This window comes from Candidatus Accumulibacter similis, from assembly GCA_013347225.1.
GTDB lineage: Bacteria > Pseudomonadota > Gammaproteobacteria > Burkholderiales > Rhodocyclaceae > Accumulibacter > Accumulibacter similis.
The window spans coordinates 720,858-738,182 of the sequence record CP054595.1; the positions used below are offsets into that span (position 1 = coordinate 720,858).

Consider the following 17,325-nt stretch of genomic DNA (forward strand, 5'->3'; position numbering starts at 1 on the left):
AACTTTCGAGGATTGGGTGATGTTGGGGGTGGTCCAGACGGCGGACGGCCTGCCGATCCATCACGAGGTCTTTGCCGGCAATACCGGCGAGACGACGACGTTGGTACCGACCATCGAGAAAGTGCTGGCGCGCTACCCGATCAGGCGCGTGGTCCTGGTTGCCGATCGCGGCCTGCTGAGTCTCGACAATCTCGAAGCCATCCGGGCGCTGCGGGTCGGCGATCAGCCGCTGGAGTTCATTCTGGCCGTCCCGGCCCGGCGCTACGGGGATTTTGACCGCCTGCTCGCGTCCTTCCATGAGAAGAGCTGCCGCTTGGCGACGGAAGAGGTGTTTGGTGAGGAGCAGTGGCAGGGCTTTCGTCTGATCGTCGCCCACCGCCCGGATCGGGCCAGCGAACAGGGTCGCGTGCGCGATGAGCGTATCGCGGCGCTCGAGGCCGATGCCGCGCAGTGGGCCGAGAAGCTCGATGCCCAGGAAGCCGGCGAGACCCGTCCGGGCAGGAAACTGTCCGACTCCGGCACGATCGACCGTTTCTACAAGGCGGTCGCCGACGCACATCTGGCGCACATCATCAAGGTGAATCTCTCCTCCGAGCTGTTCACCTACGAGATCGACGAACGGGCGCTGCAACGCGCCCGGCTGATGGATGGCAAACTGGTCCTCGTCTCCAACGTTCCAGACTCTTCTCCGCTTGAGATCGTCGCCCGCTACAAGGCGCTGGCCGACATCGAACGGGGATTTCGTGTCCTGAAGTCCGAGATCGAGATCGCACCGGTCTTCCACCCAATCCTCGAAAGTTAGCCTATTGTCATTGTTACTTGTAAGCGTGGGAGAGGTGCGGTTTCGGCTGCGGTTTTCGAGGTTGGGAGCGATTGGGGACGAACTTCTGGAGGTTCAACGCGATCTCCTGGAGGATGGGCTTGAGGCGGCGAGTGGTGGCGGTTGCAGCCAGGAGCCAACGGCCGATCTGTCGTTTGATCTTGTCGAGTTCCAAGGTGCGGTTGATCTTGTAGGACGAACCGGGATCGAGGAGGGCATCGGTGGCGACATAGGCGGCCAGTGCATTGAGGTTGTCGAAGACCGCCTTGGCGCCGAAATCCTGGCGCGCCGCATGCCAAGACAAGCCGGAAGTATGCTCCAGTTGCAGCCGGTGCTTGATCCGTTTGAACGCCTCTTCGATTCGCCAACGGCCGTGGTACAGCTCGGCAAACGCGGCGGCCGGAAAGGTCACGGGATCGAGGAGCGATGTCATCACCACATGCACCCGTCCGTTCGGTGTCGCTACCCGCACCAAGCGAACCGTGGTCGGCGTGGCCGGGCATTCATAGTCCTTGGCATCACGGGCATTGGGCGCGCGCAAGACGACGACCTGCTCGCTTCGACCGGACTGCAGGAACTCGCGTACCACCTTGAATCCTCGCGACAAATCGCAGCGGATGCAGAAGGGGATGTGACGTGCCGTCAGCGCCGACACCAGCCAACGACAGGGAAAGCCGCGGTCCATCACGAGCACATCGTCGGAGCGCAGACAATCGATCGCCTCGAAGAACATCTGACGCTCATCGGACAAAGGCTCATGCAGGCGGAAGTTCAGAAACAGCTCGATGCCCGGCAGGTAGAGGCCGAAAGCCACGCCCGTGACGATCGACCGGACGTTGTCCTTCATCATCGTCAGGCGAACCGCGCTGCCATCCGCCGCGACCACCCGTAAACCTCTCCAGCGCGGGAGCGGCAAGTGTTCCTCCACCAGTTCCATGAGGTGCTGATTGACCTCGCCGAACACCAGCGCGTTGATCTTGTAACGTGCCTGGTAGAAGGCTTGAGCGGTGACCTCGCGAACCGAGTCGGCGCGATTGCGCAGGTTGGCGAAGAACTGATCGAGTTCCGACTGGACGGCGGCGTGAACGCTGGAGAGCAGAAAACTGAGGACCGTTGGCAGGGTGAGGGTTCGGCAGCGGGTGAAGTGTTTGGCGTCGAGGCGAGCCACTTGCAGTAACTCTTGTGAAAACAGATACTTGGAGAGTCTGCCAAGTATATTGGCATATTCAGGCCGTCATGCGATTCTCCTTTATAAACAATTGGTTACAGAGCTATTTTGCCGCAGGACTACGGCCGACACAAGGCTTCGCGCGAAATATGCGGATATGCTAACTTGTGAGGATTGGTCTTCCACCGCCTGCCGGATCGTATCCGCGCGCATGCCCTGATCTGCTTCCTGGCTCTGCTCCTCCATCGCGTGCTGCGCCTGCGCCTGAAAGCCAAGGCCAGCTTCATCTCCCCGGAGCGCGCCCTGGAAATCACTCGCCGGATCCAGTACCACCAGGTCACGCTGCACCAACGCCAGTCCGCGTCCGGCCTGTCCGCCATCACCCCTCAACAGAAGGAGTTTTTCGAGACCCTCGGCCTGCCCGAGCCCTCCGCCAGACGCCTGTAGTGCCAATTCCGAACCCGTGAATTGCGCACAAACAATCACTTAGCCGTATTTTTGTCGAACTCGGGCAGGCGTGGCGCCGCTGTGCCGCGTCCTCGGCGTCACCCGCTCGGGGTATTGCGTAGCCGCTGCGCGGGCAAGAACACCTGCCCACTTTTGCGCGGAACCGATCTATCTGCACGCCGCCTTCGCAGCCTCCGGGCGAAGCCATGGCGGCCGGCATTTGCAGCAGCCCCTGCTCAAGGACGGATGGTCGATCGGGTGATGCCGAGTCCGATCGCTGGTCTGCAGAAGCCCACACCGGCGCCGTCCGCTGCCGTCCGTCGCTTGCCGGGGCAAGGCGCTCGCAGTTCACGAACGACGACAGAGGATCTGAACGCTGCGCGCGGCGACTGGCGTCGCCCTTTCCCGCTGGCAACTCGCGAAAGCCTCGTCGGCGCTGCTGTCACAGACCTGCTGCCAAGAGCCCGGTGGCAGCAGGAAGGAAACCGGGATGTCATCGCGGTTGATCAAACACAGCAGGTCCGGCTGCGCGGCATCCCGGTCTCCTGCCGCTGTCGACGCCGTCAGGTGCAGTCCGAAGGCCCCCAGTTTCCTTGACTGCCAGTCGCCGACGCGCATCGCGCGTCCGGCGGGGTGCCACCAGAGCACGTCGGGACAGGCATTCGCACGCTGCGGTTCGCCGGTCAGCCAGCGCGTCTGCCGCAACTGCGGGAAGCGCCGGCGCAGCGCGATCAGCCCGGCAACGAAATCGATCAGCTTCTCGTCGGCATCGCGCCAGTCAAGCCAGGTCATCGGGTTGTCCTGGCAGTAGGCGTTGTTGTTTCCCGCCTGGCTGCGCCCGAGTTCGTCGCCGCCCTGCAACATCGGCACTCCCTGCGCGACGAGCAGCGTTGTCAGCAACGCGCGTTGCAGTCGCCGGCGCCGTTCGAGTACCGCCGGTTCGCGGCTCTCGCCTTCCTCGCCGCAGTTCCACGAGCAGTTGTGGCTGTGCCCGTCGCGATTGTCTTCGCCATTCAGTTCGTTGTGCTTGTGCTGGTAGCTGACGAGGTCACGCAGGGTGAAACCGTCATGAGCGGTGATGAAATTGACCCCGGCCTGCGGTGAACGCCCGCTTGCGCGGAAGATCTCGCTCGAGCCGGCGAGGCGCTGTGCCAGTTGCCCGACGCCGGCGTCGCCAGTCAGCCAGAAGGCACGCACGTCATCGCGGAAGCGGTCGTTCCACTCGCTCCAGCCGGGCAGGAAACGACCGAGCCGGTAGCCATCGGGGCCGATGTCCCAAGGTTCGGCGATCAGCTTGGCCCGCTGCAGCACGGGATCCTGCCTGAGCGCCGCGAGGAAGGCGCTGTCACGGGTGAGCGCGGCGGCGAGATCAAAGCGGAAGCCGTCCACGTGCATGACCTCGACCCAGTAGCGCAGCGAATCCATCACCAGTTGCAGGACGCGCGGGTGGGCGAGATTGACGGTATTGCCGCAGCCACTGAAGTTCTCGTAGGCGGCGAGGTTGTCCGGCGGCAGTCGGTAGTAGCTGCGGTTGTCGATGCCGCGGAAGCAAAGGGTCGGGCCCCACTCGTCAGTCTCGGCCGTATGGTTGAAGACCACGTCGAGAATGACTTCGAGGCCGGCTGCATGGAGTGCGCGTACCATGCTCTTGAACTCGGCGATCACCGACTGCCCGCCGATGCGCGCGGCGTAGCGAGATTCCGGAGCAAAGAAGGCGAGCGAATTGTAGCCCCAGTAGTTGACGCGGCCCTCATTGACCAGTCGTTGCTCGTCGAGAAAGTAATGTATCGGCAGCAGGTTGATGGCAGTGACGCCAAGGCGCAGGAAATGCTCGATCATCGCCGGGGTGGCGAGTCCTGCGTAGCTGCCGCGCAGGACTTCGGGAACGCCGGGATGCTGTCGACTCATCCCCTTGACGTGCGCTTCGTAGAGCACGGTGTCTGACCAGGGCGTTGCCGGTGGCGAATCGTCGTCCCAGTCGAAGCGCTCATCCACCACGGCGGCGGTCAGCAGATGCACCGGGTCGTCGTGTGCCGGCCACGAGAAGCGGCCGACGACTTCGCGTGCATAGGGGTCGAGCAGCAGGCGCCTGCCGTCGAAACGATGCCCTTCCACGGGGTGGTTCCTGCCATGCACACGAAAGCCATAGCGCAGTCCCGGCGCTGCACCGGCGAGGTATCCGTGCCACACCTGATCGGTGCATTCGCGCAACGCCAGCACGCGGATCTGTCCACCTGCGAGGAGACACAGTTCGACCCGCTCGGCATGGGCCGAGAAGAGTGCGAAATTGACACCGCGGCCGTCCCAGTGGCTGCCGAGTGGCCAGGGTCGCCCGGCAGTCAGGGTACCGCAGTCGTTCAGCCCGTCCATTCGAAGTACAGTCCACCCAGCGGCGGCAAGGTCAGATTCAGCGACCAGGTACGACCGTGTGCGGCGACCTGCTCGGCAAAGAGCGGCTCGAAGCCGTTGCCGACGTTGCTGCCGCCATAGTACTGTGAGTCGGTATTGAGCCGCTCGCGATACATTCCCGCCATCGGCACGCCGATCCGGTAACCATGGCGCACGACCGGCGTGAAGTTGCCGACGTACAGGACGGCGCGCGAACGATCACGGTTCCAGCGGACGAACGCGACCACCGAGAACTCCGCATCGTCGGCAGCAAGCCATTCGAAACCGGCCGGCTCGAAATCGACCTCATGCAGTGCCGGGTTGCTGCGGTAGATGCCGTTGAGGTCGCGGATGAGGTCACGCACACCGGCGTGCAACGGAAAATCCAGGAGCCCCCAGTCGAGCGAGGTGTCGTGATTCCATTCATTCCACTGACCAATCTCGCCACCCATGAACAGCAGCTTCTTGCCCGGATGGGCCCACATGAAGGCGTACAGCGAGCGTAGATTGGCGAACTTCTGCCAGTAATCACCCGCCATCTTGCTGATCAGCGAACCCTTGCCATGGACGACCTCGTCGTGCGACAGCGGCAGCACGAAGTTCTCGGTGAAGGCGTACATCAGGCCGAAACTGAGCTGATTGTGGTGATACTTGCGATGCACCGGATCACGCGCCATGTAGTCGAGGACGTCGTGCATCCAGCCCATGTTCCACTTGTAATGGAAGCCGAGGCCGCCCATCTCCGGTGGCCGGCTGACCATTGGCCACGCCGTGGATTCCTCGGCATGCGTCGACGCGGCAGGATGTTCCTGGCCGAGAACCTGATTCATGCGGCGCAGAAAAGCAACGGCCTCGAGATTTTCGCGACCACCGTGCACATTCGGCAGCCACTGTCCGTCTTCGCGGCTGTAGTCGCGATACAGCATCGATGCGACGGCGTCGACGCGCAGCGCATCCACCCCGTAGCGCTCGATCCAGAAAAGGGCATTGCCGATCAGATAGTTGCTGACTTCGCGGCGGCCGAAGTTGTAGATCAGGGTACCCCAGTCCTGATGCATTCCCTCGCGCGGGTCGGAATGCTCGTAGAGTGCCGTACCGTCAAAGCGGCCAAGGCCGTGCTCGTCGGTCGGGAAATGCGCTGGTACCCAGTCGACAATCACTCGCAGACCCGCGGCGTGGCAGGCACGAACGAAGTCGCGGAAGCCGGTTGGCGTGCCATGGCGGGCGGTTGGCGAGTACAGTCCGAGCGGCTGGTAGCCCCAGGACCCGTCGAATGGGTGTTCGGAAACCGGCAGCAGCTCGAGATGAGTGAAACCGAGGTCGACGAGGTAGGGGATCAGTGTTTCGCTGAGCCGCTGCCAGTCGGGAAAGCCGCCATCGTCGGCCCGTCTCCAGGAAGCCAGGTGGACCTCGTAGATGGACATCGGCGAGCCGAGCTGGTCACCGGCCGGAATCGACGACGCCTCGACGGGCGGCGGCAGGGCGCAGACGACTGACGCGGTCGACGGGCGCATCTCGGCCTGGAAGCCGTAAGGGTCCGCCTTCAGCGGCAGCAGGTAACCGTCGCGCGAGCGGATTTCGAACTTGTAGTGGGCGCCGGCTGTGACGCCGGGCAGGAAGATCTCCCAGACGCCACATTCGCGACGCAGGCGCATCGGGTGTCGACGACCGTCCCAGGTGTTGAAGTCGCCAACGACACTGACGCGTTGCGCATCGGGTGCCCAGACGGCAAAGGCAGTTCCGGCAATCCCGTCGATCTCACAAAGGTGGGCTCCGAGGCGCTCGAAGGGGCGCAGGTGTGAGCCTTCGGCGAGCAGCCAGACGTCCATCTCGCCGAGCACGGTCCAGAAGCGATAGGGATCATCGGTTTCCTGTACGCCGTCCAGCCAGCTGATTCGCAGGCGATAGGGGAAATAGTTGCGGCGGCGGGGAATGACCCCTTCGAAGAAGCCTTCCACTCCCTCTATCCGGCGGTGATCGAGTTCGGCGACCTGACGGCCGGTCTTGGCGTCGATGACTGCAACCGCGAGCGCGCCGGGCTGCATGCTGCGCACCCAGAGCTTCCCGTCGTCGTCGGTGTGCATTCCAAGGACTGCATAGGGGTCGCTGTGTTGCGCCCGGTAGAGGGCGATGACGTCCGCAGAGTCAAGCATTCGAGACTTCCTTACTTAGAGTGTGCCGATGTGCCAGGTGTCGTTGGCATAGTCGCGAATCGTCCGGTCGGCTGAGAACGGGCCCATGCCGGCGACGTTGATGATCGCCTTGCGCTGCCATTCGTCGCTGTTCAGGTAGAGTGCGTCGACCCGTCCTTGCGTTGCCACGTAGTCGGCGTAGTCGGCGAGCAACAGGTAGTGATCGCCGTAGTGCAGGAGGCTGTTGAAGATATCGTGGTAGCGCGACCGCTCCCCGGGCGAGAAGAAGCCACTGTCGATGCGGTCGAGTGCCTCCTTCATGGCAGGATCGCTGTGGTACAACGCCAGCGGTTGATGACCAGCCTGCCTGATCGCGCTGACCTGAGCCGTGTTGTTGCCGAAGATGAAGATGTTGTCGGCGCCGACGTTGTCGCGGATTTCGATGTTGGCACCATCCTCGGTGCCGATCGTGAGCGCACCATTGAGCGACAGCTTCATGTTGCCGGTACCGGAGGCTTCGGTGCCGGCCGTCGAGATCTGTTCGGACAGGTTGGCCGCCGGCATGATCAGCTCGGCGATCGACACGCCGTAGTTGGGGATGAAGACGACCCGCAGCAGATCGCGCGTCCGCGGGTCGTTGTTGACCACCGCAGCCACGTCGTGAATCAGGCGGATCACCTGTTTCGCCATGTGGTACGAAGAGGCTGCCTTGCCGGCGAAGATCACGCTGCGCGGGGCGTAGTCGCGCGCCGAACCATCAAGCAGGGCGTTGTAGCGGGTGATGACGTGCAGCACGTTCAGCAGCTGCCGCTTGTACTCGTGAATCCGCTTCACCTGAACGTCGAACAGGCTGTCGGGGTCGAGACAGACCGCCAGTTCGCGCGCGACATAATTCGCGAGGCGCAGTTTGTTGCCACGCTTCGCTGCCGCGAAGGCATTGCGGAAACCGGCGTCGTCGGCGCTCGCCCGCAGCTCCTGCAGACGCTCCAGGTCGAGTCGCCAGGTCTTGCCGCCCAGGCGTTCGTCAAGCAGCGTCGACAGCGCCGGGTTGGCCTGTGCCACCCAGCGCCTTGGCGTGACGCCGTTCGTCTTGTTGTGGAAGCGCTCCGGGTAAAGGCGGGCAAAGTCGGCGAAGATGGTCTGCACCATGAGGTCCGAGTGCAGCTGCGAGACGCCGTTGACCCGATGGCTGCCGACGATGCAGAGGTTCGCCATGCGCACCCGCTTGTCCTTGTCGTGCCCACCGCCATCATCGATCAGCGAAACCCGCCGCATGAGGTCGATGTCGCCCGGGTACAGACGGACGACCTCGTCGAGGAATTCCTGGTTGATGCGGTAGATGATCAGGATGTGGCGCGGCAGCACCCGCTGGATCAGTGTCACCTTCCAGGTTTCGAGCGCTTCCGGCATCAAGGTGTGGTTGGTGTACGAGAAGATCCTGCGGCATTGGTCCCAGGCGGCAGCCCACGGCATTCCATGATCGTCCACCAGCAGCCGCATCAGCTCGGCAACACTGATTGCCGGGTGCGTATCATTGAGGTGGATCGCCACGTGCTCGGCGAGGTTGCTGAAGGTGCCATGCTCCGCGTCGTGGCGTTGCAGGATGTCCTGCAAGGACGCCGAAACGAAGAAGTATTCCTGGCGAAGGCGAAGCTCGCGGCCGGCGGAGGTACTGTCATTCGGGTAGAGAACCCAGGAGATGTTCTCGAAACGGTTCTTGAAGTCCGCTGCGCGGTGGTAGTCACCGGTGTTGAAGGCGCCGAGGTCGATCTCCGATGGCGCTGCCGCCTTCCATAGACGCAAGGTACTGACGCGGTCCGTACCGTGGCCCGGAATGACGTAGTCGAACGCCTTCGCCTCGACCGAGTCCGCCGCATGCCATTCCGCCCATTCGCCGTGGTGCTCGCAGGTGCCGCCGAAGCGAACGGTGTGATGCTTGTTGGCACGCGGGAATTCCCAGGGTGATCGATCCTGCAGCCAGGCTTCCGGCTTCTCGACCTGTTGCCCGTGAAGGATCGACTGGGCAAACATGCCGTACTCGTAACGGACTCCATAACCCCAGGACGGCAGTCCGAGGGTGGCCATCGAATCGAGGAAGCAGGCAGCCAGTCGGCCCAGACCGCCATTGCCCAGCGCTGCATCGGGCTCGCACTCCATCACCTCGTCGAGCGACGGGCCCGGCGGCGTGAACACGGCCGCAGCCTGGTCGCGCAGCCCGATGGCCGAGAGCGCGTTGTTCATTGCCCGGCCGATCAGGAATTCCATCGACAGGTAGTAGATCCGGCGCGCCTTGTTGTCGCGGTCCGTATTCTGGGTGCGCACCCAGCGCGCTGCCAACTGCTCCCGTGCTACTTGCGAAAGCGCCAGATAGAGATCGGCGCGGGTGGCGCGGGTCGGCTCAGCTGCAACAGTTCCGACGAGTTTTTGCTCGATGGCGCAGCGCAGTTGTTCGCTTTCGGAAGAGGGGTTGGCGGCGTCGGACATCAGACTCGTACTCCAAAAAGGTTCATGGGCAACCCTCGCACTCGGCCAGGGCATGGGCAGCACCCAGCAGAGCCGGTGCAGGAGAAAGGATCACATAGGTCGGAATTGCGGCCAGATAGGAAGCGAAGCGCCCCTTGGCCTCGAACCGCGCGCGGAAGCGCGAGCGATCGAAGATATCCCCGAGACGGGGAATGATACCACCGCCAACATAAACGCCACCCTGTGCGCCGAGGGTGAGTGCGAGATTGCCGGCCAGCGAGCCGAGCAGCGCGCAGAAGGTGTCGATCACCGCCGCGCACTGCAGATCGTCGCCGGCCACGGCGCGTGCAACGATCTCGGCGGTGCTCAGGGGCACGTGCGTTCGTCCGTCCACCGTTGCGACCAGGCGATGCAGCAGTGGCAGGCCGCTGCCGGACACGATTCTCTCGGCAGAGACGTGCTGGAACTCGCGCCAGGCCAGCGCCAGGATTGCCGCCTCGCGCTCGTCTGCCGGGGCGAGCGAGCAATGACCGCCTTCGCCGCTTAGAGGCAGCCAGTGGTCAGCATGGCGGACGAGGCCGGAAACACCCAGCCCGGTGCCCGGACCGAGAACGGCCTTGGCTGCGCCGGCCACCGGGATGCCGCCGCCGACCGGCCGCAGTTCGGCAGCGGGCAGATGCGGCAGCGACAGGGCGAGGGCGCTGAAGTCGTTGAGAAGCAGCAGCCGCCGCAGCCCCAGCCGCGACCTGATGCTCTCGCGGGAGAAGCTCCACGAGGCGTTCGTCAGCGTGACGACACCCTCGTGTACCGGCGCCGCAATGGCGATCGCAGCGGCAGATGGGGCAGGGCTGGCAGTTGCTGCCAGGTAGGCCTGCATCGCCTCGACGGGCCCCGCGAAGTCGGCAACTGCCAGCAACTGCACTTGCCGTGGCGTGTTAGCTGCGTCGAGCAGCGCGAAGCGGGCATGCGTGCCGCCGATGTCGGCAACGATTCGTGTCGGCAGGTTCATTGGTGCCCGCACCAGCGATTGCCTGTCTGGGTCTGCTGCCGTTGGCGCACACGCTGCCGTCGGCCTGCGTCGAGATGAGCGATGGTCATGGGGTTCGGGGCGACATTATCTCCGCCTGGCGTGATTGGTGATGGTATTGCAGGCCCTGGTCAGGGGCCGGGATGCCAGGCAGCAACCGGTCTGGATAGAATCTTCGCATCAAACGCGAGATTAATCAAAGACCCTGCTAACATGACCCGGGCGTGCGGTGGCAAGCCTCGCCGTACCAGCCGGCCGGCCGCAGCGGCCGGCGGTGGATTGCTTCAGGAAGCGTCCTCGGGGACAGAGGTATCGGTGGACAACGAACATCTGATCAGCACACTCGGTGAAGTGGTGGGCGAGGCGAACGTGCTGGCCGGCGCCGAGGCGATGGCCGGGCATCTGGTCGACTGGCGTGGTCGCTATCGCGGCACCGCCGTCTGCGTCGTCAGGCCGTCGACCACGGCCGAGGTGTCGGCGGTGGTCCGGTTGTGCGCGCAGGCTGGCGTGGCGATGGTGCCGCAGGGCGGCAACACCAGCCTCTGCGGCGCGGCGACGCCGACCGCCGACGGCCGCTCGGTGGTGATCAGCCTCACACGGCTCAATCGCGTGCGGGCGATCGATGCGGCGAACAATACGATCACTGTCGAAGCGGGTTGCCTCCTGCAGCGGGTCCAGGAGGCTGCCGCGGCAGCAGGACGCCTGTTTCCGCTGTCACTCGCCGCCGAGGGAAGCTGCCAGATCGGTGGCAATCTGTCGACCAATGCCGGCGGTGTGCAGGTTCTGCGTTACGGCAACGCGCGCGAACTGACTCTGGGTCTCGAGGTGGTCCTGCCCAGCGGTGAGATCTGGGATGGGCTGCGCGGCCTGCGCAAGGACAATACCGGCTACGACCTCAAGCACCTTTTCATCGGCGCGGAAGGAACGCTCGGCATCATCACGGCCGCCGTGTTGCGACTCTTTCCCTGGCCGCGGGCGAAGGCGACCGCCTGGCTGGCGATTGCTGCCCCGGTCACGGCGGTGCGCCTGCTGGGCGCCCTGCAGGATCGCTTCGGTCCGGCGCTCACTGCCTGCGAACTGGTTTCCGACGTCGCCCTGGGCTTGGTTCACCGACACATCCCCGGTCCCCACCCGGTGCTGACAGAAAGTCCGTGGCACCTGCTGGTCGAGTTGTCCGCTGGCGGTGACGAACTTGTCCTGCATGAGGCGCTGGCCTCCTGCCTGGCGAGCATGATCGATGATGGGACGGTCGCTGACGTCGTGCTGGCGCAGAGCGGCGAGCAGGCGCGGCGGCTATGGACGCTGCGCGAGAGCATTGGCGAGGCGCAGCGGATCGAGGGCTCGAGCATCAAGCACGACGTTTCACTGCCGATCTCGCGCCTGCCCGAGTTCGTCGAGCGCGCAGACCGTGCCTTGGTCGAGGCTTTCCCCGGAATCAGGATCGTCACCTTCGGCCATGTAGGCGATGGCAATCTGCATTATAACCAGTCGCAACCGGCAGTTGGAGACCAGGCCGCGTTCTTGGCCGCGCAGCCGCAGGTCGACCGCGTCGTGCATGACCTCGTGCAGGAGCTCGGCGGCAGCATCAGTGCCGAGCATGGTATCGGCCAGTTGAAGCGCGCGGAGCTGTTGCGCTACACGGCGCCGCTGGAGATCGGCATGATGCGCGCCGTCAAGGCGGCCCTTGACCCGTGTGGATTGATGAATCCCGGCAAGCTGTTGTGAAGGCCGGTCGAAACTGGCGGATCAGTGTCGTGTCGTCGGTGCTGTCGTCGCCTGTCCGGCGAACAACTCGTCGATCGCTGACGCGTCGAAACGGTACTCGCGGTTGCAGATCTCATCCCTGAGCAGCACTTCGCCGCGCTCGCGCAGAGTGGCATAGACTTCACTGGCGCCCAGGGTACGCAGGAGCGCGCAGGCCTTCTGCCAATCCTCGGGGCAGTTGAGGGCGACGGGTTGGGCGGCAAAAAGGCGGATCGATTCCTCGGGAAAGAGCCGGGGCAAGAGTTCTTCAGCCGCCAGCGAGAGCAGTTCCGGACGACTGACGGTCGTTGCCAGCGCCTCCGCGCGGGCCCAACCGTCCGCATCGCGTCCCTCGGTCGTCGGCAGCTTCTGTAGCAGCAGGCCGGCGGCGGTCTCGTCCGATACGGCCAGGAAGAGGCGCGCCGGCAGTTGCACCGACTGCCCCAGATAGTGCTCGAACACTTGGGCGATACTGTCGCCGTCGATCGGTACGATGCTCTGGTAGGGTTCACGCATTGAAGGCATGTCGAGGGAGAGAAGCAGTTGGCCATCGCCGAGAAGCTCGGCCAGGGATCCTTCGACGATCTCTTGCACGCACTTCGCCATGCCGCGAATCTGCAGTTGCTCGGTGCAGTCGATTACCAGCAGGGAGACCGGCCCGTTGCCACGCAACTGGATCGTCACCCGCCCCGGCTGCTTCAGGTTGCTGTTGACGAGCAGGCTGCTGGCCGACAATTCGCCAAGCAGCTGTGTCACCGGCAATGGGTAGCCGCGGTCCTGGAGCAGTTGCTGCCACACCGGGCCGAGCCGGACCAACGCGCCGGCGATGTCGAGATCGTCGAGCAGGAAGCGGCACAGGCAGTCGGTGGTCATTGACGTGCGTGGGCTGCGGGCGGCCGCTGCACGGCAGCAGGCGCTCGCCGGCAGCGCACCGGCAAGTCGCATCCCGCCTTCATCGCTGCCGCGAGTTGCCAGCCGATGGCTGTGCCGCGCTGCTGCACGGATGTCTCCCAGGCATGCAATGCCGTCTTCACGACACCTCGAGCATGCGGTCGAGTGCCAGCTTGGCGAGTTCCTTCTCATGCTCGGGCACGCGGATCTGGTTGACCACCTTCCCGTCCGCCAGGTTTTCCAGGCTCCATGCCAGATGTTGTGGGTCGATGCGCTGCATCGTGGAACACATGCAGACCGTCGGTGCCATGAACTGAACGATCTTGCCCTCGTGCCTGACCTCTTCGGCGAGGCGGTTCACCAGGTTCAGCTCGGTGCCGACCAGCCAGCGTGTGTTGGCGCTGGCTTCCTTGATCGTGCGGACGATGTGTTCGGTCGATCCGACGAAGTCCGATTGCCGGCAGACCTCGAAACTGCACTCGGGGTGGGAGATCACCAGCCCGTCCGGATGCTGGTTGCGAAAACGCAGGATGTGCGCCGGCTGGAACATCTGGTGCACCGAGCAGTGGCCCTTCCAGAGCAGGAGTCGGGCAGCGCGGATCTGCTCTGGAGTCAGGCCGCCCAGCTCGAGATCGGGATCCCAGACCACCATCTCTTCAAGCGGGATGCCCATCTGGAATCCTGTCCAGCGTCCGAGATGCTGATCGGGAAAGAAGAGAATCTTCTCCCGCCGCGCGAAGGCCCAAGCGGCGATGGTGCCGGCGTTGGAGGAGGTACAGACAATGCCGCCATGCTCGCCGCAAAAGGCCTTGAGGTCGGCCGCCGAGTTGATGTAGGTCACCGGGGTGACCACCTGATCGGCGTCGATCACCTCGCCGAGTTCCCGCCAGCAGCGTTCTACCTTGGCGAGGTTCGCCATGTCGGCCATCGAGCAGCCGGCGGCCAGATCGGGCAGGATGGCGATCTGTTCGGGCTTCGACATGATGTCGGCAACTTCGGCCATGAAGTGAACGCCGCAGAATACGATGAAGCGGGAATCGGTACTCGCCGCCAGGCGCGACAGCTTGAGCGAATCGCCGGTCAGGTCAGCGTATTGGTAGACGTCGGCGCGCTGATAGTGATGACAGAGCAGCACGACTTCCCTGCCCAGGCGTGCGCGGGCGGTGCGGATGCGCTGGTGGCAGGCGTCGTCCTGCAACTGGTTGAACTTATCGAAACTGATGGTGGCGGTCTGCATGTGTGGTGGTCGAATCGATATGGGTGGAAGCCCGGTCGGAGGGGGGAATCGAGTCCCCGTGCTGGTGCATCAATCCACTGCGTCGCCGGCCTGCGGCGTCGCTCGTCGCCGCCCGGCATTGCGGCTCGTTGGCGATGATCTCAGTTTCACAGCCTCTCAGCTCTGCCATGGCAGGCCGGCGTGGCGCCAGCCACCGACCCTGCCGCGCTGGCCGCTGGCGTCGACATCGCCCTCGAAGCCCTCGAGCACGTTGTAACATTCGCGGTCCATGGCCTGAGTCGCGAGCGCGGCGGCATGGTGCGAACGCGCTCCGCTGCGGCAGATGAACAGCAGCAGCGCCTCACGATCGGCCTGCTGCCTGAGCTGGGCGAGAAAATGGGAGTTCGGCCGGCTGTCCGGGTAACCCAGCCACTCGATCTCGATGGCGCCGGGGATCCTGCCCACCCAATCCCACTCTGCCCGTGTGCGCACGTCGACCAATCGCGCTCCCGGCGCCAGTTGCCAGACCTCGAAAGCTTCACGCGGCGTCAGCGCACCGGCGTAAGGCAGGCCCAGCTCCTGCCCGCGCTCGCGGGCGAGTTGCAGCAGGTCGGTCAGTCTTCCCATGGTGTCTGTCGAGGCCTCTTTGGATGAGATGTCGCCAAAGTCGGAGTATAAATCACTTGCTTCGTTCCCGGCGGACGCACGGGAGAGCCGGGTTGCGCGCCGCACCAGCATGGTGCGGATGGTCTGCGATCGCACCAATGTCGTGCGCAAAAAAAGCCCGGTCCTGACCCAGACCGTTGTGGCACAATGATCGGTCAGCTAGGGAGAAGTTGGCACGTTTCGTGCTTTGACCCTCGCGCAACGATTTTCCATTGTCGCCGCTGACCCCGGCACCTGTTCAGGAGGCTCTTTGATGGCAAGCCCGCAAGACGTGATCAAGATGGTGAAGGACAACGAAGCGAAGTTTGTGGACTTCCGCTTCACCGACACCCGTGGCAAGGAGCAGCACGTGACCGTTCCGGTCAGCGCTTTCGATGAAGACAAGTTCGAGAATGGCCACGCGTTCGACGGCTCGTCAATCGCCGGCTGGAAGGGGATTCAGGCGTCGGACATGCAACTGATGCCCGATCCGGGCACCGCGTATGTCGACCCCTTCTTCGACGAGACGACGGTGGTGATCACCTGTGATGTCGTTGACCCAGCCGACGGTCGCGGCTACGACCGCGATCCGCGCTCGATCGCGAAGCGCGCCGAGGCCTACCTGAAGTCCTGCGGCGTTGGCGATACCGCCTACTTCGGCCCTGAGCCCGAGTTCTTCATCTTCGACTCGGTTGCGTGGAGCGTCGACATGTCCGGCTGCACCCTGAAGATCTACTCGCAGGAGGCAGCATGGACCAGCGGCGAAAAGTCCGAAGGCGAGGGCGGTACCGGTCACCGGCCGGGGATCAAGGGAGGCTACTTCCCGGTGCCGCCGGTCGACAGCCTGCACGATATCCGTTCGGCGATGGTCCTGACTCTGGAATCGATCGGCGTGCCGGTCGAGGTGCACCACCACGAGGTCGCCACTGCCGGCCAGTGCGAGATCGGCACCCTGTTCAGCACCCTCGTGAAGCGCGCCGACTGGACGCAGATGCTGAAGTACGTCGTCCATAACGTTGCGCATCAGTACGGCAAGACCGCGACCTTCATGCCGAAGCCGATCGTCGGCGACAATGGCTCCGGGATGCACGTGCACCAGTCCATCTGGAAGGACGGCAAGAACCTCTTTGCCGGCAACGGTTACGCCGGCCTCTCCGAACTCGCCCTCTTCTACATTGGCGGCATCATCAAGCACGCCAAGGCGCTCAACGCGATCACCAATCCCGGGACGAATTCGTACAAGCGGCTGGTGCCGCATTATGAGGCGCCAGTCAAGCTCGCCTATTCGGCAAAGAACCGTTCGGCGTCGATTCGCGTGCCGCACGTTGCTTCGGACAAGGCGCGGCGCATCGAAACGCGCTTCCCCGATCCGATCGCCAATCCCTATCTGTGCTTTGCCGCACTGTTGATGGCCGGCCTCGACGGCATCCAGAACCGGATTCATCCGGGCGATCCGGCCGACAAGAACCTTTACGACCTGCCCCCGGAAGAGGACGCGAAGATCCCGACCGTCTGCGCCAGTCTCGAAGAGGCACTGGCGTCGCTCGACAAGGATCGCGACTTCCTGACGCGCGGCGGCGTCTTCTCGGACGACTGGATCGATGCCTACGTCGAACTGAAGATGGATGAGGTCAACAAGGTTCGCATGACCACCCACCCCGTCGAGTTCGATCTGTATTACAGCTGCTGAGCGCCAGGGCGGGGCATACGACAAGGACGGGCATACGCCCGTCCTTTGTGCGTCTACCGATCGATGTCCTTCCGCGTTAGTATTGCTGCCGATTGGCCAACACACCGACAGCCACGCGATCGCCCCGCCCCCTGCGCGGCACCGTTCGGCGAGCGGTTCTGCCCGTGCCATGGGGAATGCGACGACGATGAGACGACTGCCACGCCTGTTATGCGCGATTGCCCTGTCGCTGTCTGTCTGCCTGCCGGCGACAGCACAGGACATCTACAAGTGTGTCGATGCCGAAGGCCATACGACGTACTCGAACGTGCCGACCAGGACCTGCCGCAAGCTGGTGCTGGATCCCGTGAACCTCGCCCCGGCGTCCCGGCAACCGGCGGCGAAGACGGCCACCCCGGGCAACTTCCCGAAGGTGGACGAACAGACTCAGAAATCGCGCGACGGTGATCGTCGGCGTATCCTTGACACCGAGCTGGCTGCCGAGCAGAAGAACCTCGAGCAGGCGAGGAAGGAACTCGCGCAACAGGAAGGCGTGGTCCTGCCCAACGAGCGCATGCAGGGTGGCGCGATCAGCGGCGGCAAGGTGCAGGAGCGGCTGCAGCCGTACAAGGACAAGGTTGCGCTGCACCAGCGCAACGTCGAGGCCATCCAGAAAGAGATCGCCAATCTGCGCTGATCGCCCGCGGCTGAGACGG

At 64.0% G+C, this 17,325-nt stretch carries 12 protein-coding genes and 1 pseudogene; 5 read left to right on the plus strand and 8 right to left on the minus strand.

All coding sequences use genetic code 11. The features are described from left to right. Nucleotides 1-19 precede the first annotated feature (19 nt). A complete protein-coding gene (locus HT579_03155; GenBank protein QKS28038.1) occupies nucleotides 20-802 on the plus strand; it encodes an IS1634 family transposase in 783 nt (260 codons plus the stop codon). A 13-nt stretch (nucleotides 803-815) separates the two neighbouring features. Here the strand turns inward: HT579_03155 and HT579_03160 are convergent, their stop codons facing one another. Further along, the gene (locus tag HT579_03160) at nucleotides 816-2,012 is read right to left on the minus strand and encodes an IS4 family transposase (protein QKS31467.1); all 1,197 of its coding nucleotides are present in this window, start codon (nucleotides 2,010-2,012) and stop codon (nucleotides 816-818) included. 153 nt (nucleotides 2,013-2,165) lie between these two features. Here HT579_03160 and HT579_03165 point away from each other — a divergent pair. Then, nucleotides 2,166-2,435 (plus strand): annotated as a pseudogene (locus HT579_03165) (IS1634 family transposase). A 348-nt stretch (nucleotides 2,436-2,783) separates the two neighbouring features. Here the strand turns inward: HT579_03165 and glgX are convergent. Genes glgX through glk form a run of 4 tightly spaced genes read right to left on the minus strand, consistent with a single transcriptional unit; the run spans nucleotide 2,784 to nucleotide 10,427 of the window. Then, on the minus strand, nucleotides 2,784-4,805 hold the full coding sequence (glgX, locus tag HT579_03170) for a glycogen debranching protein GlgX (protein ID QKS28039.1): 2,022 nt from the start codon (nucleotides 4,803-4,805) through the stop codon (nucleotides 2,784-2,786). Then, nucleotides 4,793-6,976, minus strand: coding sequence for a 1,4-alpha-glucan branching protein GlgB (glgB, locus tag HT579_03175; GenBank protein ID QKS28040.1), 2,184 nt, complete (start codon nucleotides 6,974-6,976; stop codon nucleotides 4,793-4,795). Before glgB ends, glgX begins: the two co-directional genes overlap by 13 nt. A 15-nt stretch (nucleotides 6,977-6,991) precedes the next feature. Continuing rightward, nucleotides 6,992-9,439, minus strand: coding sequence for a glycogen/starch/alpha-glucan phosphorylase (locus HT579_03180; protein ID QKS28041.1), 2,448 nt, complete (start codon nucleotides 9,437-9,439; stop codon nucleotides 6,992-6,994). A gap of 22 nt (nucleotides 9,440-9,461) precedes the next feature. After that, a complete protein-coding gene (glk, locus tag HT579_03185; protein QKS28042.1) occupies nucleotides 9,462-10,427 on the minus strand; it encodes a glucokinase in 966 nt (321 codons plus the stop codon). 231 nt (nucleotides 10,428-10,658) lie between these two features. On the opposite strand from glk, the gene HT579_03190 reads away from it, so the two are divergent. Continuing rightward, nucleotides 10,659-12,170, plus strand: coding sequence for an FAD-binding oxidoreductase (locus tag HT579_03190; GenBank protein QKS31468.1), 1,512 nt, complete (start codon nucleotides 10,659-10,661; stop codon nucleotides 12,168-12,170). Nucleotides 12,171-12,191: 21 nt separating this feature from the next. Here the strand turns inward: HT579_03190 and HT579_03195 are convergent, their stop codons facing one another. The 3 genes from HT579_03195 to HT579_03205 all read right to left on the minus strand — a co-directional run bounded on the left by HT579_03195 (nucleotide 12,192) and on the right by HT579_03205 (nucleotide 14,922). Then, complete coding sequence (locus HT579_03195) at nucleotides 12,192-13,061, minus strand: Hsp33 family molecular chaperone HslO (GenBank protein QKS28043.1); 870 nt, start codon at nucleotides 13,059-13,061, stop codon at nucleotides 12,192-12,194. Nucleotides 13,062-13,218: 157 nt separating this feature from the next. Next, nucleotides 13,219-14,316, minus strand: a complete 1,098-nt coding sequence (nadA, locus tag HT579_03200) for a quinolinate synthase NadA (GenBank protein ID QKS28044.1) — start codon at nucleotides 14,314-14,316, stop codon at nucleotides 13,219-13,221. Nucleotides 14,317-14,472: 156 nt separating this feature from the next. Continuing rightward, complete coding sequence (locus tag HT579_03205; GenBank protein ID QKS28045.1) at nucleotides 14,473-14,922, minus strand: rhodanese-like domain-containing protein; 450 nt, start codon at nucleotides 14,920-14,922, stop codon at nucleotides 14,473-14,475. Nucleotides 14,923-15,214: 292 nt separating this feature from the next. On the opposite strand from HT579_03205, the gene glnA reads away from it, so the two are divergent. Further along, nucleotides 15,215-16,630, plus strand: coding sequence for a type I glutamate--ammonia ligase (glnA, locus tag HT579_03210; protein ID QKS28046.1), 1,416 nt, complete (start codon nucleotides 15,215-15,217; stop codon nucleotides 16,628-16,630). 187 nt (nucleotides 16,631-16,817) lie between these two features. Further along, a complete protein-coding gene (locus HT579_03215; protein ID QKS28047.1) occupies nucleotides 16,818-17,306 on the plus strand; it encodes a DUF4124 domain-containing protein in 489 nt (162 codons plus the stop codon). Nucleotides 17,307-17,325 lie beyond the last annotated feature (19 nt).